Source organism: Siminovitchia fortis, from assembly GCF_007681465.1.
In the GTDB taxonomy this organism is placed as follows: domain Bacteria; phylum Bacillota; class Bacilli; order Bacillales; family Bacillaceae_C; genus Siminovitchia; species Siminovitchia fortis.
Genome location: NZ_VEKZ01000049.1, coordinates 21,119 through 30,773, shown reverse-complemented (window position 1 = coordinate 30,773; position 9,655 = coordinate 21,119). Strand labels below are relative to the sequence as shown.

Annotated in this window: 9 protein-coding genes; 5 read left to right on the top strand and 4 right to left on the bottom strand. The window is 43.6% G+C overall.

All coding sequences use genetic code 11. From position 1 onward, the window contains the following. The first annotated feature begins 49 nt into the window (after window positions 1-49). Window positions 50-973 carry a transposase gene (locus FS666_RS14400; protein ID WP_144461714.1) on the top strand — a complete coding sequence of 308 codons (924 nt, stop codon included), beginning with the start codon at window positions 50-52 and terminating at the stop codon, window positions 971-973. A 491-nt stretch (window positions 974-1,464) separates the two neighbouring features. Here FS666_RS14400 and sda read toward each other — a convergent pair whose 3' ends face one another. Together sda and FS666_RS14390 are read right to left on the bottom strand one after the other, a co-directional pair. Continuing rightward, window positions 1,465-1,587, bottom strand: a complete 123-nt coding sequence (gene sda, locus FS666_RS14395; protein ID WP_120072471.1) for a sporulation histidine kinase inhibitor Sda — start codon at window positions 1,585-1,587, stop codon at window positions 1,465-1,467. Window positions 1,588-1,762: 175 nt separating this feature from the next. Continuing rightward, on the bottom strand, window positions 1,763-3,247 hold the full coding sequence (locus tag FS666_RS14390; protein WP_144461711.1) for an aldehyde dehydrogenase family protein: 1,485 nt from the start codon (window positions 3,245-3,247) through the stop codon (window positions 1,763-1,765). A 245-nt stretch (window positions 3,248-3,492) separates the two neighbouring features. Between FS666_RS14390 and FS666_RS14385 the strand changes: the two genes are divergently transcribed. The 3 genes from FS666_RS14385 (at window position 3,493) to FS666_RS14375 (ending at window position 6,930) form a co-directional block, all read left to right on the top strand. Further along, window positions 3,493-4,035 carry a Rok-like winged helix domain-containing protein gene (locus FS666_RS14385; RefSeq protein ID WP_120072464.1) on the top strand — a complete coding sequence of 181 codons (543 nt, stop codon included), beginning with the start codon at window positions 3,493-3,495 and terminating at the stop codon, window positions 4,033-4,035. 127 nt (window positions 4,036-4,162) lie between these two features. Next, window positions 4,163-5,002 carry an ATP-binding protein gene (locus FS666_RS14380; protein WP_144461720.1) on the top strand — a complete coding sequence of 280 codons (840 nt, stop codon included), beginning with the start codon at window positions 4,163-4,165 and terminating at the stop codon, window positions 5,000-5,002. A gap of 11 nt (window positions 5,003-5,013) precedes the next feature. Continuing rightward, complete coding sequence (locus FS666_RS14375) at window positions 5,014-6,930, top strand: vWA domain-containing protein (RefSeq protein ID WP_144461709.1); 1,917 nt, start codon at window positions 5,014-5,016, stop codon at window positions 6,928-6,930. A gap of 188 nt (window positions 6,931-7,118) precedes the next feature. Here the strand turns inward: FS666_RS14375 and FS666_RS14370 are convergent, their stop codons facing one another. Together FS666_RS14370 and FS666_RS14365 are read right to left on the bottom strand one after the other, a co-directional pair. Next, window positions 7,119-7,868, bottom strand: coding sequence for a TPM domain-containing protein (locus FS666_RS14370; protein ID WP_244943921.1), 750 nt, complete (start codon window positions 7,866-7,868; stop codon window positions 7,119-7,121). Further along, window positions 7,868-8,446, bottom strand: coding sequence for a LemA family protein (locus FS666_RS14365; protein ID WP_120073842.1), 579 nt, complete (start codon window positions 8,444-8,446; stop codon window positions 7,868-7,870). Before FS666_RS14365 ends, FS666_RS14370 begins: the two co-directional genes overlap by 1 nt. A gap of 186 nt (window positions 8,447-8,632) precedes the next feature. Here FS666_RS14365 and moaA point away from each other — a divergent pair, with 186 nt between their 5' ends. Next, window positions 8,633-9,643 carry a GTP 3',8-cyclase MoaA gene (gene moaA / locus FS666_RS14360; RefSeq protein ID WP_144461704.1) on the top strand — a complete coding sequence of 337 codons (1,011 nt, stop codon included), beginning with the start codon at window positions 8,633-8,635 and terminating at the stop codon, window positions 9,641-9,643. Window positions 9,644-9,655: the final 12 nt, after the last annotated feature.

Here is a 9,655-nt window from a genome sequence, read left to right as displayed (position 1 = left end):
TTTCAGGTTTTTCACCGGAGTTAATTTGAAATTAGGTGTCTGAAATAATGTGCTAGTTTACACCATTGTTGTGGATGGCACGGGAATCCATACTTTTAAGGAGAAGCACTGTGAGCATTGTCTGAGACGGGAATACAAGGATAAAGAAACCGGGGAAAAAACAAAGGTTATCTATATGCATCATGTATTGGAAGCAAAGCTTGTCGTTGGGGATATGGTGTTCAGCATCGCTACAGAGTTTATTGAAAACGAATCGGAAGATGTCCCCAAGCAGGACTGTGAACTAAAGGCATTCAAAAGGCTGGCCAAGAAAATCAAAAGCACGTTCAAACGCCTGCCTATCTGCCTTTTGGGTGATAGCCTCTATGCATGTGAACCTGTCTTTGACATCTGTGAAAAAAATAAATGGAAATACATCTTCCGTTTCAAGGAAGGCAGGATTGAAAGCATCGCGACCGAGTTTCAGGCCATCAAATTACTGGAGGAAAACAACAAAAACAACAAAAATAACAAATACGAAAACAAAGAGGGAGGCAAGTTTGTTTGGGCCCCCGATATTCCATATAACGACAGACGCGTGAATCTTTTGGAAGCAGTATTGGAGAAAGAGGACAAGGAATTTTTGTTTATTACGGACATTAGAATCACTAAAAGGAATGCGGAAAGACTCGTTCAGGCGGGACGGAGTCGCTGGAAAATAGAAAACGAGGGTTTTAACCACCAGAAAAACGGATGGCATGATATCGAGCATGTGAATTCCCATAACTATACGGCCATGAAAAACCATTACCTTCTGGTGCAGATCGCCGACATCCTGGTTCAGTTGTACCTTAATGGCGCCAAGATCCTAAAAGGCCTGAAAAAATCGGTAAAAGAAAAAGCCTCGGATCTGTTGGAAGCGATTCGCACCCGCATTTTAACAGCCGAGGACTTACACCAATTAGGAAAACCGATGCAAATCAGGTTTACCTAGCATTTCTATTTTATCAAAGGATGTGATGCTAAGGAAGAGTTTTTATAGTTATCCACAACTTTAAAGCCAAAAATCATAAATTGGGTTCGTGTTGACTTTTATCACAGAAAAATCGTCTGGTAATTTTTTACATAAGTGGATAAGTATTTTTTCTGTTTTAAGGGCTAAAAAACATAAATTTACTCCTCATGGCTGTCTAATGGATGAATGTATTCCTTGAATACTGTTTTTATGGTATGATTGTCCATGTGAAGCTCCTTATAGTTAGGGATTTGGACAGGACTACCATGCCCTAATTATAAGGTTTTTTTGTGTTTATTTTTAATGAAAATTGGGATGATTTTTAACATTTTGATAGTTTGTGTGCGAGTTAAATTACTTGACTTTTGCTTGAAAATTTAATGCAACGCTAGTGATAATTTCCTGGACGCTTAAAAAAGCGTGCCATCCAGGCACGCGAGTTTTATTTATATGCTAAAAGTTTTTCAACTTTACGGATTCAGGCCCCGTTTTCTGATTTCCATTTTCAATAGACGTATCCAATCGGCACCATGATCATTCTTTTTCGCGTCTCGGTAGGCTGCAACTAACTGTTCATTGGTCATAATCTTCATGTGCAAAAACCTCCTCGTGAAATTGAATAATTCTTTATTTTCATTTTTTATTTTACCTGTTTTCGGATAAATTTGAAAGCGTTTTGTTGAAATTAATCTAACAAAAAGCGACAATTTTCGACCGGTTTTTAACATGAAAAACGGAGTCCTCTAAAAGGGGACTCCGTATTAGGTTTTATTTCATCGAGATCCATACGCTCTTGACTTCAGTATAGTTATTCAGGGCGTATGAACCCATTTCTCTTCCAAGGCCTGACTGCTTAAACCCGCCAAACGGAGAAGCTGCATCAAAAGCATTATAGCAGTTGACCCAAACAGTTCCGGCACGAAGACGGTTTGCCACATAGTGTGCATTTGCGACATCACGCGTCCACAGGCCCGCTGCCAATCCATATTCGGTGTTATTTGCACGTTCAATCAACTCATCAAGATCCTCGAACGGCATGGCGGAAATAACTGGACCAAAGATTTCTTCCTTGGCGATTGTCATGTCGTCCCTGACATCCGCAAAGATAGTCGGCTCTACGAAATAACCCTGGTCATGAGGCTTCTGTCCGCCTGCAAGCAGTTCAGCCCCTTCACTGAGCCCCTTTTCGATGTAGTTCAATACCCGGTTTTGCTGTTCAGCCGAAACGAGCGGCCCCATTTCAGTATCCTGGTTCAACCCGGCACCCTGTTTTATGTTTTTCGCATGGGAGGCCATATCGGCTACCACATTGTCAAAGTTTTTCTTTTGGATGAACACACGTGAACCGGCGGAGCATACCTGTCCTTGGTTGAACATGACACCGTTCAGCGCTCCTGGAATTGCTTTGGTCAAGTCCGCGTCAGGAAGGATGATGTTTGGAGACTTTCCACCAAGCTCCAAAGTGACGCGCTTAACGGTTTTTGCGCATTGCTCCATGATTTTCTTTCCAACTTCTGTCGAGCCTGTAAATGCGATTTTGTTCACATCCGGATGGTTCACAAGTGCAGATCCTGCAGGCTCACCAAAGCCTGGTACAATATTAACGACCCCTGGCGGGAATCCTGCTTCTTCAATGAGTTCAGCTAAGTATAATGCGGAAAGCGGCGTTTGTTCCGCAGGTTTCAATACGACGGTACATCCGGTGGCGAGCGCTGCCCCAAGCTTCCACATCGCCATCAATAACGGGAAGTTCCATGGAATGATTTGGCCTACTACACCTACAGCCTCGTGGCGCGTATAGTTAAAGAATGGCCCTGATACAGGAATCGTCTGTCCTGTAATCTTTGTCGTCCAACCTGCATAATAGCGCATATGCTCAATAACAAGCGGAAGGTCCGCATTCATTGTTTCACGGATGGGCTTTCCGTTGTCAAGGGTCTCCAGCTGCGCAAGCTCTTCCTTATTCTCTTCTATTAAATCCGCAAGCTTGTACATTAGCCGCCCTCTGGCAGCTGCGCTCATTTTGGACCATTTACCTTCGTCGAATGCTTTTCGTGCAGCTTTTACTGCGCGATCTATATCTTCCGCGCCCGCTTCATATAAAGTGGCCAGTGTTTCTCCCGTGGCAGGGTTGGGGGTGTCAAAAGTTTTTCCATCCGCACTTTCAACAAACTCTCCATTGATATAAAGATTTTTTGTCCCCTGTAAAAACTTTTCCACCTTCTCTTTTACATCCATTGTTACTTGGCTCATTGAACTCCTCCTTAAAATATTTTCCAAGGAAACTGGCTGAAGAAGTTAGGTAACCGCTTCCAAATACAAGTCTACTATGAATATATTAAATTTACAAATAAAACCCTTGGAAAACTTGTCTGCATAAATTGACAAGTTTCGAAAGTGAATAAAAATATTTTTATTAATTATCATTTTTTTCTTACTATTTTCGTTTGGACATTTTATAATGAACATATCAGAACAAAATTGAAGGAGGGTGTTTTATGTTTGATGAAAGAGCTGCGTTAAAATTGAGGCTGGAGCAAATGCAGGATGCGGAAGAGAGGCTGGCCAGGGTGTTTCAAAAGGAAAGGGCGTTTATATTCAATCGGCTGCGTGAACTTGACAGGGAGGAAGGTTCGGATACAGCCGCTTCGGACGAAGAGTTTCATTTACTGGAATCCGTCAACAAATATTTGGAAGCACCTGATGAGAATTTTGAACAGAACCGCCCGGAAATGACGAAGTCAAGAAGGGCAAGGCCATCCAGAAGGAGCAAAACCACCAAAATGCGGGATACGGCTATCAGGATTTTAAAAGAACAGAACGCACCGATCAGGGGAATAGATCTAAAACGGATTATCGAAGAACAGACGGGGTTTCAAATCGCCAATATGACAACCTTTATGAATACCATTACGAAAGCGGACCCGAAAATCATTAAAATCGGACGCGGCTTATATACGTATGATCAGGAGCCCCAAAGCACGAAAACAATCTTCCTTGGTACAGATGATATGAATGACGCTCTGAGCAGTGAACAATAAGCATGCTGAAACAGCACGCTTTTTTTCTTTGCGGTTGATTTGATAAAATGATATAGAAATTTGAATTGCGAAGAAGAAAGGATTGTTCACGTTGAATCTAGCAGAACTGCCCGGTGATATTCAAAACATGATAGACAAGAGAAAGCGGGCATTCTCTTTTTACCAAGAGGAATTGATCGGCGAACATGGATTTCTGGCGGAGGATGAGACACTTTTGCTGGATGCTGTCATTGCTTTGTCACTCGGAAAAAATATTTTATTGAAAGGCCCCACAGGCTCCGGTAAAACAAAACTTGCGGAATCATTGTCAAAATTATTCGGCCAGCCGATGCAAAGTGTCAATTGTTCCGTTGATACAGATACGGAAGCACTTCTCGGCTTCAAAACGATTACCCAAAGCGAAGGGGCAAGCAAGATTGAATTTATTCCGGGTCCTGTCATAAATGCAATGGAGAAAGGCCATCTATTTTATATTGATGAAATTAATATGGCAAAGCCTGAAACATTGCCCATTTTAAACAGCATATTGGATTATCGGAGAATGTTGGCGAATCCTTTGACGGCCGAAGTCATACACGCGAAAGAGACATTCGGCGTTATTGCGGCGGTTAATGAAGGTTATGTCGGTACGGTTCCATTGAACGAAGCTTTGAAAAACAGATTTATCATCATCGATATCCCTTATGTCCAGGGAGAAGTATTAAGAAATGTCATCAAACAGGAGAGCAAATTGGACAATGAGAAAATGATCGATCAATTTGTTCGGTTATCGGCCGATTTGCTTGTCCAGGTCAAGAGCGGAATCATACCCGAGGAAGCGGCGTCAGTCAGAGCGCTGATTGACACTTGTGATCTTGCGGTCTATATGGAGCCGCTCAGGGCGGTTCGCAGAGGAATTTCCGATAAACTGGAGGAAGAGCGGGAGAAGGCAGCCGTGTTGAATATTGCCTCGACGCTGTTTAAATAGAGGTGGCAGGTATGTATCGCTTCATTGATTTCAATGATGAAAAAGCCGACACGTTTCTTTTGCTGGAACTTTCGGATCTGGCTAAAACCCTGGCAAAATCTGCACTTTATGAAACGGAGTTTCGTGTGCATTCCTATTTAAGCACAAGGGACCGAAAAGTGTTTGTCAGCCATTTTTGGAATCATCGGCCGGAAGGGATAAAGAAATCGGGCATGAAGAGTGACGTGTATTTGCGTGCACTTGGGAACAGGAGTTTTACCGATTTTCAGGCTGTTGATGCATTCAGGGATATTATGGTTACTTTTCCAGTTCCCCGTTTTGCAGGACAGCTTCTTATGCTTGCCGAAGATTTAAGAATTGAGGAGCTATGTAAAAAGGAAAGGCCTGGAATGGGGAATGAATTTGATGTCAGGCGGAAAATGTACACGGAATACTTCAATTCCCAATTAATTGTAAATTTAGAGAAAAATCTTTTTGCGGATGCATTGTTCAACTTGGTTTATCTGTTTTTGAACTCCGGCAGTCCCGTTCTGACAATCCCATCCTTTAATCCGGAAATTGACGAGAGCATTCCTTTTATCCGCAGCGAAATTGAAGATCTGTATGATGCCAATTCTACCAAGGATGCTGCGGATATTTGCCTAAGGATCATGGAAAGGGCAGCCCCGGTTTTAAAATCGGACATGATCAATGAATATTTTCATTTGCCGGGACGGGAGCAAAATTTGCCGGACGACCTGCCGTTTTTAGATCTTTTAAGAAAAGATCCTCTGCAAAACGATGATATGGCAGAAGAAAAAGCAAGCGGAGATGAACATGTGCAAGAAGAGGAAATGAAGACATGGCACAGGGAAACGGACAGGCCGGGAAAGAGCTTTATGCAATTCGAATTGGATCAGGGCACAAAGACCGATATTGCCGGCGGCAGTGAAAGAGAGGGGGAAGAAGGGGATCAGGCGCTTGCGATTGTGCAGGGCCGGAGCAAGAAAACGGACAAAAAGGACTATAGCAGGCTGGAATTAACCAGTCCGGATGAATCCGAAGCCCTCGGAGGAAAAAGTAAATATGGCAGAGCCAATAAGAATGCGCGCCCAGTATTTCTGAATGCCCGAAAACCGGATAATGAGGCACTGGCTGTGTATGGAAAACTTGAAAAAGATGTTAGGTTTTACCATAAAAAATTAAAAAACATCATTGAACGCATAATGGAAAAGAAAGAGACAGATCCCCGGACACATTTGCAAATGGGACGCCTTGGAAAAAACCTTTTATCTTTCTTCACGGACGAACATCCCAAACTCTTTTACAAAAAATCATATCCGGGGACAGAAATTGATGCCTCGTTTATTCTGCTCGTAGATTGCTCGGCGTCTATGATTGATAAAATGGAAGAGACGAAGCGGGGGGTCATTCTGTTTCATGAAGCGTTGAAGTCTGTAGCCGTACCTCATGAGGTCATCGGTTTTTGGGAGGATGCTAACGAGGCGGCTGCGGATGATCAGCCTAATTATTTTTTTCAGGCTATTCCGTTTTCAAAGTCTCTGCAACAACTATCTGGCCCGGAAATTATGGAACTGGATGCCATGGAGGATAATAGAGACGGGTATGCCATCAGAATTGCGGCCGAAAGACTGCTTGCCAGAACGGAAAAGCAAAAGTTCCTTATCGTTTTTTCCGACGGGGAGCCAGCAGCATATGATTATGATAATGGAATTGTGGATACCCACGAAGCGGTCATGGAAGTCCGTAAAAAAGGGATAGAAGTTTTTAATATTTTCCTATCCAATTCCGGTCTGGAATTTGAGCAGAGAAGGGTTTTTGAAAATATATACGGCAATCGCAGCATCATTGCTCCTTATGTGGATGAGCTGCCGGATGTACTGTTTCCTTTGCTGAAAAAATTATTGCGCCAGTCGATCAATTTATAAGCCCGCCTGAAGAGGCGGGCTATCGTACGTTAGGATCGTATAGACGACTTCTTTCGAGAGCTTTGATAACCGAAAAAGGGAGGGACTCCGACGGACAAGGAGTCCCAGTGTCGCCGGTGCCAGAGGACGTGGCGACTTAGGCGGCCAGCGTTTTGTTGCCCCTAGGGAGCCGCCTTTCGCTTTTCTAGTCACCAGCTCCTGCTCGCTCCACCGCCGCCTGACGAACCTCCGCCCCCGGATCGGGGGCCTCCACCGCCGCCTCTGTTTATGATAGCAGCAAGCATTCGGAGAATGCTCAGGGTAAAAGCTCCTCCGAGAAAGCGGAAATCCAGGAAGATGATTCCGGCAAAAATCAGGATTAAAATAAGCATGGCCAATGGTGACAGACCTTCGGTTTGATTGTATTCTATGCCTTCCGCTTCCACCTGTTTGTCCAGGTTGTATTCCTTTGAAACCTCGTTGAATAACTGTTTATAAGTATTAGTGATTGCAAGATTGATTTCATTTTGTTCCAAATAAGGCAGCGCGTAGCTGTCGAGAATCCGTCCCACTTTTCCATCAGGCAAAGCGCCTTCCAGACCGTAGCCGACTTCAACTTTTATTTTGCTGTCCTGTGGTGCAAGCAGAAGCAAAACCCCATTGTCCTTTTCAGTGCTTCCGAGTCCATATTGCCGGAATGCCTGCAAGGCGTATTCTTCAACCGATTCGTTTTCCAGTGAACTGACTGTAAGCACAGCAATCTGTGCCTGTGTGTGGTCATCTAAATATCTGCCGAGCTCTATCAGCTCATTTTTTTCATCGGCTGAAAGGACATGGGCAAAGTCCTGCACGTAAATATCCCCTACAGGATCGGGGATATTTGCCGCTTCAACTTTAAGGCCCGTTATGGAAAAGAAAAAAAGGACAAGAAAAGAAAGGGAGAGCAGAGCCCGTCTCATCACTCTCCATTCCCTTCAAAATCAACGTTTGGAGTTTCCCCGGCCTCTGCTTGCGCTTTGAAGTACTCCTTTTTCTCAAAGCCGAACACCGATGCAACGATACGCCCAGGAAATTGTCTTACTTTTTTATTATAAACTGCCACCTGGTCATTATAATCTTTCCTCGCAACAGCAATCCGGTTTTCCGTTCCGGCCAGTTCGTCCATCAGCTGGGTGAATTGCTTGTCCGCCTTTAATTCCGGATAATTTTCGGAAATGACGAGCAGCCTGCTCAGCGCGTTGGACAAAGAGGCGTCTGCATCAGCCTGTTCCTGGACTGTTTTTGCGCCGATCAGCCTTGAACGGGCATCAGCGATATCTCCCAATACTTTTTCTTCGTGTTTCGTATAGCCTTTGACGGTATTAACGAGGTTCGGTATCAAATCCGCCCTTCGCTGCAGCTGATTATCAATCTGGGAATATTTTTGTTCAACATCCTCCTCGGCATTTACAAAGCCGTTGTAGCTCCCGAACAACGGAACTAATACAAGAGCTAAAACAACCAGTACCCCAATGATGGCTCCCAATCCTTTTCTCATTTTCTTCACTCCTCACAAAAAGTATAACGGATGTACTGAAAAAAAGTTTCAGCTTTCTCTTTCTTTTATTTACCCAAATGAAGCAAAAGTATCTTTTGCTTTTCATCATATAGCATGAACGAACAAGAGAAAAGTGTTACAATCTGTATAAACCTTGCGTAAGGGTACGGATTGGAGCTGAGGGAAATGAATGGTATAAAAGATCGATTGAACCGGCCTTTGCAAGACTTAAGGATATCCGTGACAGATAAATGCAATTTCCGTTGTCAATATTGCATGCCGGCTGAAATTTTTGGACCGGATTTTAAATTTTTGCCAAAGACTGAAATATTGTCATTTGAAGAAATAGAGCGCTTAGCGTCCGCTTTTAGCAAATTGGGCGTGACAAAATTAAGAATCACCGGCGGCGAACCATTATTGCGTAAAGATGTTGCCAGTTTAATAGGCAGGTTGAAAAAAATTCCTGGTATCAAAGATATCGGACTGACAACGAACGGCGTGCTGCTTCCGAAACTGGCGAAGGATCTTGTGGATGCAGGTCTTCATAGGGTGAATGTCAGCCTTGATGCGATAGATGATGACATTTTTAAAAAAATCAACAGCAGGGGTGTCGGTTCCAATGTCGTATTGAAGGGAATTGAAGCTGCCCTGGATGCCGGTCTTGGCGTGAAGGTAAATATGGTTGTTCAAAAAGGCGTAAATGAAAGCGAAGTCATTCCGATGGCCCGCCATTTTAAAAATATGGGAGTAACTCTCCGCTATATTGAATTTATGGATGTCGGCAATTCGAATGGCTGGGACTTCAGTAAAGTGGTGACAAAAAAGGAAATGTTTGCCATGTTGTCGGACCATTTTGAACTTGAACCTGTGGATCCGAATTATTTTGGGGAAGTGGCCAAGCGCTATAAATATAAGCATACGGAGACAGAGGTTGGTTTCATTACTTCGGTTTCAGAATCGTTTTGTTCCAGTTGTACAAGGGCGCGCATTTCCGCAGACGGGAAATTTTACACTTGCCTGTTCGCTTCAAAAGGCTATGACCTGCGTGAATTAGTCCGCACTTATAAGGAAGAGGAACCTTTGATCAACGAGATCAGTTCTATTTGGAATCAGCGGAGGGACCGCTATTCCGATGAGCGGACAGAAGAAAGCGCCAAGGCCAAAGAGAAAATAGAAATGTCCTATATTGGCGGATAATTTTTGAAAGGA